General features: G+C 71.1%; 14 protein-coding genes, 1 tRNA gene and 1 pseudogene. 9 read left to right on the top strand and 7 right to left on the bottom strand.

What is annotated here, in order from left to right:
* Positions 1 to 368 precede the first annotated feature (368 nt).
* The 6 genes and pseudogenes from EES43_RS09735 to EES43_RS09710 all read left to right on the top strand — a co-directional run bounded on the left by EES43_RS09735 (position 369) and on the right by EES43_RS09710 (position 8,944).
* A complete protein-coding gene (locus EES43_RS09735; protein ID WP_124268368.1) occupies positions 369 to 1,691 on the top strand; it encodes an ABC transporter substrate-binding protein in 1,323 nt (440 codons plus the stop codon).
* A gap of 205 nt (positions 1,692 to 1,896) precedes the next feature.
* Positions 1,897 to 2,895 carry a carbohydrate ABC transporter permease gene (locus EES43_RS09730; protein WP_124268367.1) on the top strand — a complete coding sequence of 333 codons (999 nt, stop codon included), beginning with the start codon at positions 1,897 to 1,899 and terminating at the stop codon, positions 2,893 to 2,895.
* A 14-nt stretch (positions 2,896 to 2,909) separates the two neighbouring features.
* Positions 2,910 to 3,833, top strand: coding sequence for a carbohydrate ABC transporter permease (locus EES43_RS09725; protein ID WP_124268366.1), 924 nt, complete (start codon positions 2,910 to 2,912; stop codon positions 3,831 to 3,833).
* A gap of 155 nt (positions 3,834 to 3,988) precedes the next feature.
* Positions 3,989 to 5,458, top strand: a complete 1,470-nt coding sequence (locus EES43_RS09720) for a GH1 family beta-glucosidase (protein ID WP_124268365.1) — start codon at positions 3,989 to 3,991, stop codon at positions 5,456 to 5,458.
* A gap of 212 nt (positions 5,459 to 5,670) precedes the next feature.
* Positions 5,671 to 6,711 carry a LacI family DNA-binding transcriptional regulator gene (locus tag EES43_RS09715; RefSeq protein ID WP_124268364.1) on the top strand — a complete coding sequence of 347 codons (1,041 nt, stop codon included), beginning with the start codon at positions 5,671 to 5,673 and terminating at the stop codon, positions 6,709 to 6,711.
* A gap of 162 nt (positions 6,712 to 6,873) precedes the next feature.
* Positions 6,874 to 8,944: pseudogene (locus tag EES43_RS09710) on the top strand (TerD family protein).
* 62 nt (positions 8,945 to 9,006) lie between these two features.
* Here the strand turns inward: EES43_RS09710 and EES43_RS09705 are convergent.
* The 3 genes from EES43_RS09705 to EES43_RS30575 all read right to left on the bottom strand — a co-directional run bounded on the left by EES43_RS09705 (position 9,007) and on the right by EES43_RS30575 (position 10,483).
* Entirely contained in the window at positions 9,007 to 10,110 is a 1,104-nt protein-coding gene (locus EES43_RS09705; protein ID WP_124268363.1) for a methyltransferase domain-containing protein, read from the bottom strand.
* Positions 10,107 to 10,235, bottom strand: coding sequence for a hypothetical protein (locus EES43_RS31705; RefSeq protein ID WP_277426052.1), 129 nt, complete (start codon positions 10,233 to 10,235; stop codon positions 10,107 to 10,109). Before EES43_RS31705 ends, EES43_RS09705 begins: the two co-directional genes overlap by 4 nt.
* Positions 10,236 to 10,333: 98 nt before the next feature.
* Complete coding sequence (locus EES43_RS30575; protein WP_164493074.1) at positions 10,334 to 10,483, bottom strand: hypothetical protein; 150 nt, start codon at positions 10,481 to 10,483, stop codon at positions 10,334 to 10,336.
* A 136-nt stretch (positions 10,484 to 10,619) separates the two neighbouring features.
* Between EES43_RS30575 and EES43_RS09700 the strand changes: the two genes are divergently transcribed.
* The 3 genes from EES43_RS09700 (at position 10,620) to EES43_RS09690 (ending at position 14,027) form a co-directional block, all read left to right on the top strand.
* The gene (locus tag EES43_RS09700) at positions 10,620 to 11,738 is read left to right on the top strand and encodes a helix-turn-helix domain-containing protein (RefSeq protein WP_124268362.1); all 1,119 of its coding nucleotides are present in this window, start codon (positions 10,620 to 10,622) and stop codon (positions 11,736 to 11,738) included.
* Between the two features lie 12 nt (positions 11,739 to 11,750).
* Positions 11,751 to 12,332 carry an HD domain-containing protein gene (locus tag EES43_RS09695; protein ID WP_124268361.1) on the top strand — a complete coding sequence of 194 codons (582 nt, stop codon included), beginning with the start codon at positions 11,751 to 11,753 and terminating at the stop codon, positions 12,330 to 12,332.
* A 369-nt stretch (positions 12,333 to 12,701) separates the two neighbouring features.
* Complete coding sequence (locus tag EES43_RS09690) at positions 12,702 to 14,027, top strand: helix-turn-helix domain-containing protein (protein WP_124268360.1); 1,326 nt, start codon at positions 12,702 to 12,704, stop codon at positions 14,025 to 14,027.
* Positions 14,028 to 14,180: 153 nt separating this feature from the next.
* On the opposite strand, the gene EES43_RS09685 is transcribed toward EES43_RS09690, so the two are convergent.
* The 4 genes from EES43_RS09685 to EES43_RS09670 all read right to left on the bottom strand — a co-directional run bounded on the left by EES43_RS09685 (position 14,181) and on the right by EES43_RS09670 (position 17,158).
* Positions 14,181 to 14,372: a nucleoside triphosphate pyrophosphohydrolase family protein gene (locus EES43_RS09685; protein ID WP_124268359.1), complete on the bottom strand. Its 192-nt coding sequence runs from the start codon at positions 14,370 to 14,372 to the stop codon at positions 14,181 to 14,183.
* Between the two features lie 89 nt (positions 14,373 to 14,461).
* On the bottom strand, positions 14,462 to 15,913 hold the full coding sequence (locus EES43_RS09680; protein ID WP_124268358.1) for a PepSY-associated TM helix domain-containing protein: 1,452 nt from the start codon (positions 15,911 to 15,913) through the stop codon (positions 14,462 to 14,464).
* Between the two features lie 95 nt (positions 15,914 to 16,008).
* On the bottom strand, positions 16,009 to 16,662 hold the full coding sequence (locus EES43_RS09675) for a hypothetical protein (RefSeq protein WP_241192362.1): 654 nt from the start codon (positions 16,660 to 16,662) through the stop codon (positions 16,009 to 16,011).
* Positions 16,663 to 17,085: 423 nt separating this feature from the next.
* Positions 17,086 to 17,158, bottom strand: a tRNA-His gene (locus EES43_RS09670).
* Positions 17,159 to 17,213 lie beyond the last annotated feature (55 nt).

Below are 17,213 nucleotides of genomic sequence, written 5' to 3'. Positions count from 1 at the left end.
CCGGTCGCGGATCGCGGCCCGCCCGGCCGTCCGGCCGACCGCGTCCACCGCTCCCACCTGGGCGTTTACGCGCCGGGCCGGGTCGGCCCGCCGGCTGCCGCCGTGCGGGGCAAGACGTCGGACGGACACGTTCGCGTGACGTGATGGATACGCTCGCGCAACGGAAACGTCTTCAACTCTTGACACCTGCCCCCTTCAGGCAGGAGCCTTCCGGAATCGGCGCATGGGAGCGCTCCCACGTAGCGCGACGGGAGCCTCCCGTGCGACGGTTACCGCCCGTGCCTCCCCGTACCACCTGGCGAACCTCCGCCCCGCCCCACCGGCCCGCGGAACAGCGCCAGTCCCGCCCCGGAACAAGGAGTAGTGGAATGCGCATCACCCGCAGCGTTGCCGGTCGACGCCGTAGAACCGCGATCACGGCCACCACGGGCCTGACGGTCACCGCCCTGTTGCTCACCGGGTGCGGCGACTCGTCCGACTCCGGGAACGGGGCGGACGCCGACGGCAACATCACCCTGACCATCGCCGACTTCGGGCAGTTCGGGTACAAGGAGGCCGGGCTCCTGGAGAAGTACCACGAGCTGAACCCGAAGATCACGATCAAGGAGGACACCACCGCCGAGGAGAAGAACTACTACCCCAAGCTGCTCCAGCAGCTGAACTCGGGCGGTGGCCTCGCGGACGTCCACGGCATCGAGGTCGGCCGGATCAAGGAGATCGTCGACACCAAGGCGGACTCCTTCGCCGACCTCGGCAGGACGATCGACGTCGACGCGTGGGTGTCGTGGAAGGCGAAGCAGGCAACCGCCCCCGGCGGCAAGGTGATCGGCGCGGGCACGGACATCGGCCCGATGTCCCTCTGCTACAACCGGGAGCTGTTCGAGAAGGCGGGCCTGCCCACCGACCGGGCCGAGATCGCCAAGCGGACGGCGGGCGGCTGGGACGACTTCCTCGCGCTCGGCGAGGAGTACAAGAAGAACGCGCCCAAGGGCACCTACTTCATGGACTCCGCCAGCGCGATGTTCAACGCCGTGGTCAGCTCCAGCCCCGAGCAGTACTACGACGCCGAGGGCAAGCCGATCTACAAGGAGAGCGCCAGCGTCAAGAAGGGCTGGGACCTCGCCGCCGAGGCCGCGTCCAAGAAGCTCACCCAGGGCCTGGCGCAGTTCGAGGACCAGTGGCAGGCCGCGCTGCGCAAGAGCACCGTCGCCACGGTCGTCTGCCCCGCCTGGATGGCCGGCCAGATCTCCACGTACGCCGGTGACGCCAACAAGGGCAAGTGGGACATCACCAGCTCCCCGGGCGGCACCGCGGCCAACTGGGGCGGCTCGTTCCTCGCCGTGCCCGAGTCCGGCAGGAACGTCGAGGAGGCCGCGAAGCTCGTCCGGTGGCTGACCGCCCCCGAGCAGCAGGCCGCCGTGTTCAAGGCGATCGGCGTCTTCCCGTCCAACAAGGGCGCCTACGAACTGCCCGACGTGAAGGACGCGACCCTGCCGTACTTCAACAACGCTCCCATCGGGCAGATCTACGCCGACGGCGCCAAGTCCATCCCGGAGGCCGTCATCGGCCCGAAGGACGGCGTGATCAAGGACTCCATCTCCACCCAGATCAACAACATGGAACAGCGCGGCACGAGCCCCGCCGACGCCTGGAAGGCCGCCACGCAGACGGTCGACAAGGCCATCGGCTGACCTGACCTGACCTGACCTGACTCGGCCCCGGTGCGGGCGGCGGGGGAGCGGGCACCCCGCACCCCGCCGCCCGCACCGAACCGCCCGCCCGTCGGTCCGCGCCGTCGCGCCGCCCGCACCGGCCCGCCCCGTCGCGCCGCCGCCCCCGCACCAGCCGCCCACCCCCTGCCGCCCGCCGGCGCACCCCAGGGAAGGACTCCCGCCCGTGGCAACCTCGACCCCCACCCGGGATGCGTACGCTCCGCCGCCCCGCGATCCGCAGGACGAACAGGCCGCCGCCCGCAGGCAGGTGTGGCGCAGCCGGCTCTGGCGGTTCGACGACCGGGCGTCGCCGTACGCGTACATCGCCCCGTTCTTCCTCGTGTTCGGCGCGTTCGGCCTCTACCCGCTCCTCTACACCGGCTGGATCGCCCTGCACCGGGTGGAGATGACCGGGCTCGACTCCATGGAGTGGGTGGGCTGGGAGAACTTCGACAAGATCCTGCACGACCCCGAGTTCTGGACGTCGGTCGCCAACACCTTCCTGATCGGTGTCATCTCGACCGTCCCGCAGCTCCTGGTCGCCCTCGGCCTCGCGCACCTGCTCAACTACAAGCTGCGCGCCAGCACGTTCTGGCGCACCGTCGTCCTCACCCCGTACGCCACCTCCGTCGCCTCGGCCGCGCTCGTCTTCGCCCTGGTCTTCCGGGCCGACGGCGGACTGCTGAACTGGGGGCTCGGCCTCTTCGGCGTCGACGCCGTCAACTGGGCCAACGGGCACTGGACATCGAAGATCGCCATCGCGGTCATCGTGATCTGGCGCTGGACCGGCTACAACGCGCTGATCTACCTCGCGGCGATGCAGGCCGTGCCGAACGACCTGTACGAGGCGGCCTCGCTCGACGGCGCCTCGCGCTGGCAGCAGTTCCGCAAGGTCACCATCCCCTCGCTGCGGCCCACGATCCTGTTCACCATCGTCATCTCGACCATCGGCTCGATGCAGCTGTTCGGCGAACCGCTGCTGCTGGAGGGCGGCACGCTGGGCGCCACCGGCGGCAACGAGAACCAGTACGAGACGCTCAGCATCTACCTCTACAACTACGGCTGGAACCTGGGGCATCTCGGTCCGGCCGCCGCCGTGGCCTGGGCGATGCTCGCCCTCCTGCTCGTCATCGCCGCGGCCAACTGGCTGATCGGCCGATTCGTCCGCACGTCCGCGGTCTGACCGGGAGCGCACCCATGACCATGACCAGCCCCACCCACGCCCCGGCGCCGAAGAAGCCCGCGCCGCCGCCCGAACACCCGGCCGCGCGCCGCCCGAACCGCTTCCGGATCGGCGCGGGCCAGCAGATGAAGGGCGGCCCCTTCGCCTACCTCGCGCTGGCCGTCGTCGGCGTCGGGTCGCTGCTGCCGCTGTACTGGACCCTGGTGGCCGCCTCGCGCACCCAGGACGAAGTGCTCGCCCCCACACCGCCGTTCTGGCCGGGCGGCAGGCTCGTGGAGAACGTGCAGACCGCCTGGGAGCAGGCCAACCTCGGCAAGGCCATCTGGAACAGCTTCCTGGTCTCGGCCTCCATCACGGCCGCGACGCTCTTCTTCTGCACCCTCGCCGGATACGCGTTCGCCAAGATGCGCTTCCGCGGCCGGGGCTGGCTGATGACCGCGGTCATCGCCACCCTGACGATCCCGCCGCAGCTGAGCGTCGTCCCGCTGTTCATGATGATGTCCGGCCTCGGCTGGGGCGGACAGCTCGAATCGGTGATCTTCCCGACGCTGGTGAGCGCGTTCGGCGTCTTCTTCATGCGCCAGTACCTCATCGAGGCGCTGCCGTACGAGCTGATCGAGGCGGCCAAGATCGACGGCGCGAACAACTTCCGTATCGTGGTCAGCGTGGTGCTGCCCGTGGCGCGGCCCGCGATGATGGTCCTCGGGATGCTCACCTTCGTCCAGGCGTGGAACGACTTCTTCTGGCCCTACCTCGCCCTCAACCAGCAGAACCCGACGCTCCAGGTGGCCCTCGGCCAGCTCAGCGCCTCCTACACCCCCGACCAGTCCATCGTCATGGCGGGCGCGCTGATCAGCACGCTGCCGCTGCTGGTGGTCTTCGTGGTCTTCGGCAAGAAGATCGTCGGCGGGATCATGTCCGGAGCGGTCAAGGGCTGAGCCCGACGACCGTGCCCACCCCGCCCGAGCGGCGCCCACCCGGCCCCGCACCGTCCGGTCCGTCCGTACGGCCCGCGTCCCACCGCGCCGGCCGTGCGGCCCCGACCGTCCACCTCCTCACTCCTCACTCCTCCATCACATGGGAGCGCTCCCGTATGACTCTCGTACGACCCGACACCGCCCCGCGGCAGGCGTCCCCGGCCGCCACCCCCTTCCCGGCCGGCTTCGTCTGGGGCGCGGCCACCGCCGCCTACCAGGTGGAGGGGGCGGCGGCCGAGAACGGCCGCACCCCGTCCATCTGGGACACCTTCAGCCACACCCCGGGCAAGGTCCTGGGCGGCGACACCGGAGACGTGGCCGCCGACCACTTCCACCGCTACCGCGACGACGTCGCGCTGATGAAGCGGCTCGGCCTCAAGGCGTACCGCTTCTCCGTCTCCTGGTCCCGCGTCCAGCCCACCGGCCGCGGCCCCGCCGTCGAGCGCGGCCTCGACTTCTACCGCGGCCTCGTCGACGAGCTGCTGGAGGCCGGCATCACGCCCGTCGCCACGCTCTACCACTGGGACCTCCCGCAGGAGCTGGAGGACGCGGGCGGCTGGCCCGAACGCGCCACCGCCGAACGCTTCGCCGACTACGCGGCCATCATGGGCCGCGCCCTCGGCGACCGGGTCGGCCTGTGGACCACGCTCAACGAGCCCTGGTGCACGGCGTTCCTCGGTTACGCCTCCGGGGTGCACGCCCCCGGCCGCACCGAGCCGGCGGCGGCGCTGCGGGCCGCCCACCATCTCAACCTCGCCCACGGCCGGGCGATCGAGGCTCTGCGCGGCCACCTCCCCGCCGCCGCGCAGACCTCGGTCACCCTCAACCTCCACCAGGTGCGCCCGCTCACCGGCAGCGAGGCGGACGCGGACGCGGCCCGCCGGATCGACGCGGTGGGCAACCGGATCTTCACCGGCCCGATGCTGCGCGGCGCGTACCCGGCCGACCTGCTGGCCGACACCGAGCGCCTGGTGGACTGGTCCGCGCTGGTCCACGACGGCGACCTCGCGGAGATCTCCCGCCCGGTCGACGTGCTCGGCGTCAACTACTACACGCCCACCATCGTCTCGACCCCGTCCTCCGGCGCGGGCGACACCCGCGACGACGGCCACGGCAACAGCGACCACTCGCCGTGGCCCGGCTCCGAGCACGTCGCCTTCCACCTCGCCGAGGGCAAGCCGCGCACCGCGATGAACTGGGCCGTCGACCCCGACGGCCTCCACGCCCTGCTGATGGACGTCTCCCGCGAGCACCCGGACCTGCCGCTGATGGTCACGGAGAACGGGGCCGCGTTCGACGACGTCCCGGACGCCGACGGCCGCGTGCACGACCCCGAGCGCATCGCCTACCTGCACGGCCATCTCGCCGCGGTGCAGCGCGCCGTACAGGACGGGGCGGACGTGCGCGGCTACTTCCTGTGGTCCCTCATGGACAACTTCGAGTGGTCGTACGGCTATTCGAAGCGCTTCGGCGCGGTGTACGTCGACTACGGGACCCAGCGCCGCACCCCGAAGGCCAGCGCCCACTGGTACAGCGACGTGATCGCCCGCCACGCCCTTCCCCCGGCGGGCGAGGACGCTTCCTAGACTTCCTGGAGAGCGTCCGACCGCACGGCGAGAAGCCTTGACCGCACGGCGAGAAGCCCCGGCCACCGGCCGGGGCTTCTCGCGCCTACCCGCGCGTAGGGCACACTGAGAGCGCTCCCATTCCTGCCCGTCCATCCCCCGGGCAGGTGAGCGGGCCGGACGTGGATTGACTGTCCGGTTGTGAGGAATCGACCGGAAACGGAGAGGCGGCCATGGCGGCAGCGCGCGTACGGAGTGGTGGACGGCCCACCCTCGAAGAGGTGGCGGCACGGGCCGGAGTCGGCCGGGGCACCGCCTCCCGGGTCATCAACGGCTCACCCCGGGTCAGCGAACAGACCAGGGAGGCCGTCGAGGCGGCCGTCGCCGAACTGGGCTACGTCCCCAACCGCGCCGCCCGCGCCCTCGCCGGCAACCGCACCGACGCCATCGCGCTCGTCGTCCCGGAGCCGGAGACCCGCTTCTTCGCCGAGCCGTACTTCTCCGCCATCGTGCGCGGCGTCGGCTCGGCCCTCGCCGACACCGAGATGCAGCTGCTCCTCACGCTCGTCGGCAACGACCGCGAGCGCCGCCGACTCGCCCAGTACCTGACCGCGCACCGGGTCGACGGCGTCCTGCTGGTCGCGGTGCACGACGACGACCCGCTGCCGGATCTGCTGGAGCAGTTGGGCATGCCCTGCGTGATCAGCGGCCCCCGGCACGCCGCCGAACCGCTGGCCTCCGTCGACTCCGACAACTTCGAGGGCGCGCGGGCCGCCGTGGAGCACCTGGTCTCCCGGGGCCGCCGCTCGGTGGCCACCATCACCGGCCGCCTGGAGGTCTACGGGGCCCAGCGCCGCCTCGACGGCTACCGCGCGGGCGTCTCCGACGCGGGCCTGACCCCGGACGAGCACCTGATCGCGCCCGCCGACTTCACCGAGGAGGGCGGCGCACGCGCCATGCGCGAGCTGCTGTCCCGCCGGCCCGACCTGGACGCGGTCTTCGCCGCCTCCGACGTCATGGCCGCCGGCGCCCGCCAGGTCCTGCGCGAGGCGGGCCGCCGCATCCCGCAGGACGTGGCCCTGATCGGCTTCGACGACTCGGCCGTGGCCCGCCACATGCACCCGCCGCTCACCAGCGTCCGCCAGCCCATCGAGGAGATGGGCCGCCGCATGGCCCAGCTCCTCCTGGACGAGATCGCCGGCCCCAGCCCGGCCCGGGGCGACCGCCCCGCCGTCGTGCTGCCCACGGAACTGGTGATCCGCGAGTCGTCGTGACGGTAGCGAGACTTCCGTATTTCACGGGTTCTCCACGCCCTTGGGTTCCGAGGGCTAATGTTCGCGGAGTACGGCGATTGTGTGACGCACCACACACGTCACGCAGCGAGCTGCCCGGGTGCGTTCCGTGCGGCAGTGCATTTGGGGGGCCTCGTGCACGAGATGGTCAAGGGTGCCAACGTCAATCTGACGGCGTTGAGCGAGAACGTCGGCTCGGTCATGGTCAGCCTGGGCTGGAGCAGTGCCACGGGAGAGGGTGACGCTGATGTGTCCGTCCTTCTGCTCGACGGCAACGGCAAGGTCCGCAGCGACGTCGACTTCTGCTTCTACAACAACCCGGTAGCGGGCAACGGCAGCGTGCAGTTGCTCGGGAAGACCCCGACGGCCGACGGCAGCGAGGACCGGATCACCTTCGATCTGGACGCCGTGCCACAGGAGGTCGACAAGGTGGTCGTCGCCGCCAGCCGCTACGGGGGCTCCCGCTTCGGCGAACTGGACGACCTTCGTCTCACCCTGACGGACAGCGTGGGCGACGGTCTCGTCCGGTTCGCCGTCGAGAACGTCGACCAGGTCAGCGCGCTGATCTTCGGTGAGCTGTATCGGCGAGAGAGGGAGTGGAAGTTCCGCGCGGTCGGCCAGGGTTACGCCTCCGGACTGGCCGGCCTGGCGACCGACTACGGCGTCGACATCGACGACGACGCGGAGCAGGCTGAAGGTGGAGAGGGCGAACCGGAGCAATCCGCCCCCGCTGAGAAGGCCGAGGAACCGACCAACGCGCCGGGACAGGTCCCCGTTCAGACCAGAGGTGCGGATCCGGCGGACTCGGCCGCACCGGCTGCCATGCCCGGAGTTGCCTCCGCCCACCGGACACCCGCCCCCGACGTCGTTCCGAAGCCGTCCCGCCGCCCCCGTACGGCGAAGAAGAAGGTCACCCTTCCTCTGACGGCCAAGAAGTCGCTCGCCGACAACGACACGTGGCGTACGGCCCGCCTTTTCCCCATGTCGGCGCTCAAGAGCGACCGGGGAACGTGAGACGCGTGCCACCTCGGTCGTGCTCTCCGTGATGGCTCAGGTTCCCGAGTTCGGCCGACGCCTGACGGCCGGGTTCGGCGCACTGGCCGGGCGGATGGAGACGTACACGGAGGTGTCCCTGCCGCACGGCGAATCCCCCCGACGCCCCGACGGGATCGTCCGGGTCGAGCGGGCGGGCAAACTGTGGACCGCGCTCGTCGAGACCAAGACGAACGGCAACGCGCTCAAGCCCGACCAGGTGCAGGCGTACATGGACATCGCCGCCCGCCGGGGCTACGAGGCCGTGATCACGCTGTCCAACGATGTGGTGCTGGACGGCAGCCCGCTCGTCGACGTGCGGATCGACGGGCGACGCAAGCACAAGGTCGCTCTGTGGCACCTGTCCTGGGCCGAGGTCGTGCACCAAGCGCAGATGCTGATCCGCCACGAAGGTGTCGGCAACGCCGCGCACGCATGGCTGCTCCAGGAACTCCTTCACTACCTCCAACACGAGAACTCCGGGTGTCACGGCTTTCAGAACATGGGCGCCGCCTGGGTGCCGGTGCGCAGGGGCATCGACGACGAGACCCTGTGCCGGGGCGACCACCGGGCCCTGGAGGTCATCGAGAACTGGGAACGTCTCGTGCGGCAGGTCTGCCTGCGGCTCGGCGGCGAGCTGGGCCAGAAGGTCTTGCCGGTCCAGCGTTCCCGGCGTGGCGCGGACCCCCGCGCTCGCCGAACCGAGTTGGCCGATCAACTCTGCGAGCAGGGACGGCTGATCGCCGAGATCCGTATCGAGGGCACCCCCGGCGTCCTGGGCATTGCCGCTGACCTGCGCACCGGCAAGCTCCGCACCTCCATCGAGGTACCTGCCCCGGAGGGTGCCTACCCGCTCAGCCGGGCCAAGCGGCTGATCCGCCGCCTCTCCGAGGCTCCCGCGGACCTGCACATCGAAACGCTCGTCGACGGCGCGGGCGCCGGGCCGCGCGGCACTCTGGAGCGACTGCGCCCGGAACCGGCCGACCTCGTTGCCAAGGACGGGGCACAGATCACAGGCTTCCGGCTGTCACTGTTCAAGGGCATGGGCCATGGCAGGGGCAGCGCCGAGACCGGCTTCATCCGCAGTGTCGACGAGGCGGTGGACCGCTTCCACGCCCAGGTCGTGGCCCACCTGGAGACACCGGCCTCCCGTCGCACCCGAACGGAGGAACCGGCCGACTGACGCGGGCCCCAGTCGGCGAACAGGTCCCGGTCCGAAGACCGGGACCGATCCCCGCCGTCGCCCTACCCCCTGACAGGCCGGACGACGGCCTGCGGATCACCCAGCCAGACCTGGTGCCCCCGCTCCGTGACCGTCAGCCCGAACCGCTCGGCGTCGGGCAGGCGAAGGCTCTCGTACTCCCTCCACACCTGCTCGATCTCCTCCCAGAGGAGGCCGGGCCCGTACTGCCAGACGTCCTGCCCGGTCGCGGCCGTCGCTCCGGCCCCGTCCTCGCGGCTGGCCCATACCTGTGCGCCGTCCGGGGTGTTCTGATGGATCAGCCGCACTCCGGGCAGCCGGGCCCCGGCGTACAGGGCAAAGCCGAGTGTGAGGAGCCGCGCCGGGTCCACGCCGGCGGCACGGACCCTCCCCGTCCTCTCGACCTGATGAAGATCGGCCGCGCGGTGGGAGCGCATCGGCATGTACGTCGCCTCGCCGCGGAACGTCCCGACCGCGCTGCCGTCCTCCTGGACGCGGAGCCGGACCAGAGCACCGGACCAGAACGAGCGGGCGAGCGGGGCGACGATGATCCCGCCGGGCCTCACCTGCCGGACCAGCGCGTACGGAACGTGCCGGAGGGCGCAGGTGGAGACCAGCCGGTCGACCGGCCCCAGCCCGGGCCACGGCCGCTCGCCGTCCCCGACGCGCAGGTGCGGCCGGTACCCGGCCCCCGCCAGCGCGACGGCGGCCCGCTCGGCGACGACGGGGTCGACCTCGACGCTGTGGACCCGCTCGTCCCCGAGCCGTTCACAGAGCAGCGCGGCCACGTGCCCGGTACCGGTCCCGATCTCCAGCACCCGGTCCCCGTCCCGGACGTCGAGCAGCCCGAGCATCCGGGCGACCATCGACGGCATCGAGTTCGACGACGTGGCGGCGCCGGGCCCGTCCTCGGCCCCGTCGTCGAGCTGCGTGACCACCGGCTCGTCGCTGTTGACCAGCGCCAGCCACGCGTCCGTCCCGACGACCGGCTCGCACCGGTCGGGAAGCTGCCGCCAGACGTCCGCCGGAACGAACTGGCTGCGCGGCACGGCCTCGAACACCCGCCGCCACCGGGCATCGAGCAGCCCCCGGTCGGCCAGCTCCCGCACCAGAGCCGGGTACGTGGGGACCCGCTGTGCGGTGCTCATGCCTGCGGGGCGTACTGGGGGCGGCTGCCGTCCGGGCTGGGCTTCGGCTCCGAGGGCGGCGTCCACGGCTTGTCCGAGGGCGCTCCACCGTGCTTGCCGTCGTCGGCCTGTGCGGGGTTGCTCATGCTGTGTCTCCTTCGTGGTGCGGGAAGGTCGGCCCGCGACCGCTCCGGGCGACTGCCGGGAACGGGCGGGTGTGCAGTGATGCCCGGGGCGGTGGTCCTCACGAGGCGACCTTCCGGCACGCGCGGCACGCACAGGCGGGGAATTGGTTGGAGTACTCCGGGCTTTCGAGCGGGGTGACCTCAGACTCCGGGCGGATGACCCGGATGCGGCCCTCGCGGTCCACCTCGTACACCTTGATCGTCATCATCGCGACGAACATCCCTTCCGCTACGCTGAGTTGCCGAGCCGTCACTGCAACTACGAGAGTAGGGATCAGGAGAGGCCACTTGAACCGACTGCGGGTACGGATGCCTGGCCACGGTCGACGGGCAAAGGGGGACGCCATGGGCAACGGATCAAAAGCCACCCTGACCGGGAGTCGGGGAATGCCGCCGAGAAGTCGCGGCGGCCTGGTGTCCGGGTACGTCTTCCGTCTGATCCGTCAGCAACTGGGCCATACGCAGGAAGCACTTGCAGAGCGGCTCCGGCTGTCGTCCGACACGATCGCGGGGTGGGAATCGGGGCGTAGGCCCCTGTCGGCCGTGGCTGTCGGGCAGATGCTCACGTACCGCCACCAGTTCTTGCGGTGGGGGAGTGCGCCGGATCTCCTTTCGGTTCTGGAGCGGGCCATGGAGGCGGATGTTCTATTGGCCGGTGTCCTCCATGAGGAGATGACCGCTGACAGTAGCCCGATCGGCGCGTGGGTCATGCAGCGCGACCTGGTCGAGGTGTTGTGCTGGCCCCTCAGCGGCGTGGCCCCGGCGTCCCTTAAGGCACTGCCCGAAGCGCCGCGACCGCGACGGGGCCCCGTGCCGCGGGGTCCAGAGCTCCCTGCCGTCGACCGCAGGCGCTTCTTCTCCCACATGCGCCGGGCTGCCGAGCAGGCCCGAGGTGGGGACCGCTTCCTGCTACGCCGGCAGGCTCTCTACCTGGCAGGGTACGACGACGCCCCCGACACCTCGGCCTGGCTTGCCCGGCAGCAGCGGACCGAGCGCCCGGACGACTGGCTCACGGGATGGCTCAACGCCCGCTCGGCCGCGGCTGTCGCGGCCAGACAGGGCGACCGGGACCAGATGGGGCATTTCATCGCCACGACGCTCGCCGACCAAGACGCCGGTGAGTCGGCGAACCTCAACTATTGGGCGTACTGGATCGGAGAGGCACCGCACGTTCAGCTGTCCGACGACTTCATCGCCGACGCGAACCCCGGGCCTTGGCCCGGTGACAAGCTGATGAGTCACCTGGTCCGCGGCCTGACCCCCGACCATGGCTTCTTCGACCTGAATGTCCATACCCTGTGGGCCCTGCTCGCTGCCCGCCCGAACCTGCTGCGCCCCGGAACTCCTATCGGGAACGAGCTACGCGTAACCCTCCCCGTGATGTTGGATGGCCGTGAGCTGTCGGCGCGGGCGCGCCGGGAGTTGGAGGGCATTCGGTACGCAATCCGCCTCGCCGAGGCGTGAGAGGAGACGGTCGTGGCTGATGACCTGTCCGCAGTGGGACGCTTTCTGTATGAGACGGGCACGCTCAAGCAGACTCGGCGCACCGGATGGTGGATGGCGGGGGTCCGCGACCCCGAGAGCGTCGCAGAGCACTCATGGCGCACGTCGCTGATCGCCACGATCATCGCGAAGCTGGAGGGTGCCGACCCTGCCCGAGCGGCCTACCTCGCGGTCTGGCACGACACGCAGGAGAGCCGGACCGGGGATGTGAACCACGTCGGGAAGAAGTATGCGCCCGCCGGGGACCCGCAGGAAGTCACCGCCGATCAAATGGTGGGCATGCCCGACGTGCTGGCCTCGGCGGTCCGCGAGCTGGTAGCGGAGTACGAGGCCAAGGAGTCGCCGGAAGCGATCTGTGCCCGGGACGCGGACAAGCTGGAATGCCTGCTCCAGGGTATCGAGTACAAGGCGCAGGGCTACGAGAACGCTCAGCGGTGGATCGACAACAGTCGTGGACGCCTCATCACCGCCACCGCGAACCGACTGGCGGACGAGCTTCTGGCGCACGGCCCCCTCGACTGGCTGCGCACGGCCCTCGGAGAGGGCGGGAAGTAGCCCGGAGGCAGGAGAGCTTTCTCCGGCGTGGGCCGCCCGGGGGCTGCACCGGGCGGCCCGAAGCCACTGGCGTGCCTCCACTGCCTCGCGTCGCGGCCGGAGTTGTTGGGCCGTTTACCGTTCAGGACACGACAGAAGTAGTCGATCTGCGCGCCGGGCCAGGTGGACTTCGGTCGCCCGGGGGCCCCAGACCTGACCGCAGCGCGTCGTTTCATGCGCGGGTTCTTTCCGCCTCGCGAAGGAACGTGCCGGTGTACGACGAGTAGCCGAACTCGTCAGTCATCACCCAGCAGTTGTCCGTAGTCCCGAGGTTGTCCCGCCGTCGCCCGCAGTAGCACAAGGGTCACCGTCGATGATGGAATCGTCTCCATGGACGACCGGATCCGGCACCCCCTCGCGTATGCCCGCGCGCTTCGCGGCTGGTCCCAGACCGACCTCGCGGCCCGCATCCACCATGCTGCCGGGAACAGGCCCGAGGGGCTGCGCTCCGGCACCGACAAGGCCGCCGTCAGCAAATGGGAGAACGGGCGCAAGACGCCCAGCACCGAATCCCAGCTCCTGATCGCCGACGCCTTCGACGTCCCGGCCGGTGACCTGGAAGCCTTCGAGTGGCCTCACTGGCTTCCCGGCCAGGAACAGCCGGTGCCGCTCGGATCGTCGTTCACCGTCCACGCACTTCGAGACGCACAGAGGGCCGCAATGGACCACCGCCGCCGCACCTTCATGACCTTCAGCGCGCTCGCCCTGGCCGGGCTCTCCACCCAGTGGGCCGCTCTCGAACCCGGTCGGCTCACCACGTCCCTGAACGGCAAGCGGGTCGACGGCGAACTGGTCGATTGGCTGGAGGAGACCAGTGCCAGGCTGACCGCCCTGCCCACCGAACAGCGGCAGCACACCGCGAAGCTGATGGACGCCCAGCTCGACACGGTCACCGACTTGCTTGAGCAAGGCCGCTACACCGAACCCGTCGGCCGACGGCTTCACCTGCTGGCCGCCTCCCTGGCCGGCACCTGCGGCTGGCATCGCTTCGACCAGGGGCACCACTTCACGGCGGGCAAGCTCTGGAACGCGGCTCTCACCAATGCGCACGCCGCCCGTGATCGCGACCTCGGCGCCGGTATCCTCTCGGACTTCGCCTATCAGTCGATCTGGCTCGCTCAGCCCGCCGCCGCCGTCGAACCGCTCAGCCAGGCCCTCATTCACACCCAGCACCCCACCGCCCGTTCCCTGCTCCACCTCCGCCGGGCCCGCGCGCACGCAGCCCTCGGCGCCACGGCCGACTGCCACCGCGACCTGGCCGCTGCGGAGGTCGCCCTGCTGACCGACAGCCCCGACCCGGCACCGGCCTGGTGCCGGTGGATGAGCACGGCGGACCTGGCCGTCGACTCCGGTCAATGCATGCTCGACCTCGGCCGCACCGACGAAGCGCACGCCCGCATCGACGAGGGTATGAGCCTGCTCCCGCGCTCGCGCGACAAGACCCGCGGGATCTTCCTGACCTACGAGGCCCGCAGCCTGCTGAAGGCCCGTGAGGTCGAACAGGCCGTCGCCGTCGCGAACCGGTCCCTCGACCTCGCCACCCGGATCGGTGCTGAACGGTGCGTCACCCTGGTGCGCGAACTCGCTCCCGGGTTCAGGGCCTACGGGCAGGTCGACGGCGTCAGCGACCTCATGGACCGCCTCCGGGCAGGCTGAGCGGGAATGCGAACACCGCGTCGGGATGTAGTACGCGCCTGCTGCCGAGGGGAGAGCCGTGCCCGGAACGGGTGCCGACTCGGGTGACCATGCCCGAGCCCACCGGGATGATGCCCCGGCGGCCGATGCCGCCGGGGCACGCGCCTGCTCGCGTCAGGCGGACACGCGGTCCACAAGGTGTTCCGGCCGCATCTCCAGCAGCTTGCGGGCGTCCGGCGTACCCGAGGCCAGGGCGACCATGCTGGGCACGATGACTTCGCGCAGCTCCTTGTGCACGTCCTCCCAGGTGTGGGAGTCGTCCCTGCGAGGGTTCGCGCCGAGCGCCTCGTGAACGGCCTCGGCCACCTCGCCGGCCTTTTCCGCGGTGCTACGCGAGGGTGCCGGGCCCTCCGCGTCCTGACGTCAGAACGTCAGAACGTCAGAACATCAGGGCGTCAGGACGCGCGGAGCCGGCGCACCAGTCCGACGGCCATGTCGACGGCGAGGAACGCGGCCAGCGTGACGCCCAGCAGCGGCAGAGCCCACCCCAACGCCGCCACGGCCGGGACGCCGAGGACGAGGACGGGCAGCGGGAGCTGGCGCCAGGTCCCCCGCGCGGGCGCTTTGCCGAGGCGTGTGGAGCGGTCGTCACGTGTGGGCCTGCGCTGCCACCACATGCGGTAACCCCAGACGGTGACCAGGGTCAGGCCCAGGGCGATCAGGGCGAGCAGGATCTGGTTGGCGATCCCGAACAGCACGCCCATGTGCCCCTGGACGCCGAGCTTGGTCAGCTTGGCCAGCACCGGGTAGTCGGCCCAGCGCACATGGGAGGTGACCTCGGCTTGCTCGGTGTCCACCGCCACGACGTCGTAGTGGACCGGCCATACGTTGTCGGACTGGGCCACCACCCAGCCGCTGGCGGCGTCGGCGGGCGGGGTCAGGGTGACGGTGCCGCCCAGGCCGGCCTTCCGCGCGGTCTCCACAGCTGTGTCGAAGTCCGCCGGGTCCACCTCCGGGGCCTGACCGGACATGTCGTGACCGGCGTGTGCCGCGTCCTCGTCGCCGCCCGCCTCCGGCGTCGGCGCGGGAGCGTCCGGCAGCCGGGCGTCGAGTTCCGGGGCGCGGCCCTTCGCGGCGTCGAGAACCTGCCCGAAACGCTCGCCCGCGTACTGGGACCAGGTCAGACCGGTCGCGCTCAGGAAGAACAGCCCCAGGGCGAGCCAGACGCCCGTCGCGGCGTGGAATCCACGGGTGCGGCGCACTCCGCGCGCCTTGCGGTCGGGCAGCAGGACGCCACGCGCCGACGCGGCCCGCCGGCCACGGCTGCGGCCGATCCACAGGACGAGGCCGCCTGCGGCGATCACCCAGAGCCAGCTCGCCGCGATCTCGGAGTAGAGCCGTCCGAAGTCTCCGAGGTGCAGGTTGCGGTGCAGGTCGTCCAGCCAGGTGGTGGCCGGTGTGGAGCCGAACCAGGTGGTCAGTTCGCCCTTCACCTGGGCCGTGTAGGGGTCGACGAAGACGGTCCGTTGCTTCTCCCCCAGCTCGGGCAGGGACAGCACGACCCGGGTGGTGTCCTTGGGCCCGGGCGGGGTGACGACGGACGCCAGGGTTCCCCCGGGGTGGGCGGCCCGCGCCGCGGCTATCTGCTCGGACAGCGGAACGACCCGGTCGCCGACCTCCTCCACGCGCAACTGGTCACCGTAGAGGAGCTGGTCGATCTGCGGGGTGAAGGTGTAGGCGAGGCCCGTCAGGGCGGCGACGAGCAGGAACGGGGCGACGAACACCCCGGCGTAGAAGTGGAGTCGTACGAGCAGCGCGCGCACGCCGTGCCGCGACCGGCCCGGGGGGATCTCCTCGGGCGGGCCGGAAGGGTCTCTCGGTCTCGTCGTGTCGGTGGTGGAAGACATGGGTGTGCTCCAGGGGGACGTACGGAGAACCGCACCGGGCGCCCGCGGCGGGGCCGGTACGGGAGGGGGCCCGCCCGAACGGGGCGGGGTCACGATCAGGCGTACGTCGCCGAGGGAGGTCCCCGCCGGGTGCGGGCGCGTGCGAGCAGGGCACCGTGCGGCGCGGGGAGGGTGTCGTACGGTTCCGCGCGCGGGCACTCGGGCGGCACGGGGACGGTCGCCGACACGAAGGCGCGCCGCAGGGGCCGCACCAGCAGTGTGGACAGACGCTTCAGGACGCGCTCGCCGTGGATCAGGCACACCGCCGCGCCGAGCGCCGCGAGCGTGTGGGCCCAGGTCATCCCCGGGTCCATGGAATGCCCGGAGGAATGCCCGGAAGCGACCTGCGGACCGGCCGACATGCCGTGGTGCCCGGCGTGCCCCAGGGACTCCGCGTGTTCGGGGGAGGCCGCGTCCGCCCCGTGCGCGGCCGGAGCGGCCCCGTGGCCGGCGGTCATGGCGTGGAGGACGAGGTGGAGGACGCCCTGGGCGAGGCCGAGGGTCAGGGCGGTCGCCGCGAAGCGGTGGCGGCGAAGCGCGGACAGCGCGCCGCACACGGCCACCAGGACGGCGAGGAGACCGAGGAGACCGGCGAAGCCGGGGAGCCGGCCACCGGCGGCCATGTGTCCGAGGGCGCCGAGCAGCAGGCAGGCGGAACCACCGAGCAGACCCGCCCGGGTCCGCCTCAGCCAGTCTCCGGGTTTGCGCACGGCGACAAGGTAGCCCCGGCCGCGACCACCGGCATACGCCTCGTCGTCCGATGCCGCCCCTGCTCCAGCCACTCACGTACCGTCAGCGGCCGTCCCACGTAGGCGGGTTGACCGACGGAGGGCGGAGAGGCAGCCGTGCTGCCGCTGTGTCCCGGTGAGGTGGCTCACAGGGAGAACAAAAGGGCGAACGGTGCATGGTGGAGCATATTGCCTGATGGAGGGGGTGGAAGCCGGTCGGACGGCCCTTCCCGGGCCGGGCGTCCTCGCCGTCCGGTGAACGCCCTGCCCCGGGAGCCGTACCCGTGCCGGTCTCCCGTTTCCGCCGCCTGTCCGAACGTGGCCGAGGTGCGGTCGGCCGGCCGGCCCGGAGCACGAAGAAGCCCCTGACCTGCGTTTCCGCAGATCAGGGGCTTCCCTGGAGAGGGTGAGTAACGGGACTTGAACCCGCGACATCCTGGACCACAACCAGGTGCTCTGCCAGCTGAGCTATACCCACCATGTCGCCCGGTCGTTTCCGACCGGCCGAGAAAAAGTGTACAGGGTCCGGGAGG

Origin of the sequence: Streptomyces sp. ADI96-02, from assembly GCF_003846185.1 — a bacterium.
Classification (GTDB): domain Bacteria; phylum Actinomycetota; class Actinomycetes; order Streptomycetales; family Streptomycetaceae; genus Streptomyces.
Note: the sequence above shows the minus strand (reverse complement) of the source record. Positions and strands in the feature narration are given on the sequence as shown.